At 57.0% G+C, this 463-nt stretch carries 1 protein-coding gene; it reads left to right on the top strand.

From position 1 onward, the window contains the following. Positions 1–463 (top strand): UPF0236 family transposase-like protein (locus RW092_RS21800; RefSeq protein WP_316011270.1); only part of this gene is annotated, 463 nt, incomplete at both ends.

Genomic DNA, 463 nt, shown 5'->3' with positions numbered 1-463 from the left:
ACCGTAGAAGCGGCAAACACGTGTATCTGCTGGATCAGCTGTTGCAATTCGAAGGGCGCGGGAAAGTCAGTCCGCATTTGGAAGAGACAGCAATCGCATTCGCAAGCCAAGGACCGTCGTACCGGGACAGCGCAAAGCGGCTGGAGCAGCTTTTGGGCTACAATGTGCTGAGCCACCAAGCGATCAGGGAAAAACTGATGGAGCGTGCGCAACAGCCGATGCCAGCGGTGAAACGGCGCGCTGCCCGCGTGCTGTTCGTGGAAGTGGATGGGCTGTACACGAAGCTGCAGCGGAGCAAAAAGCGCGGGATGGAGAACGCAATTGCAGTCGTACACGAAGGCTGGGAGAAGAACGGCAAGCGGGTACAGCTGAAGAACAAACAGCATTACCTGCATACGAGCGGCGGCGACTTCTGGGAAGGGTTCGGGGACTTTCTGGTGGAGCGTTACGAAATCGATGAGAA

This window comes from Paenibacillus sp. 3LSP (genome assembly GCF_032465655.1).
Lineage (GTDB): Bacteria > Bacillota > Bacilli > Paenibacillales > Paenibacillaceae > Fontibacillus > Fontibacillus barengoltzii.
This window is presented reverse-complemented; position numbering and strand designations above follow the sequence as displayed.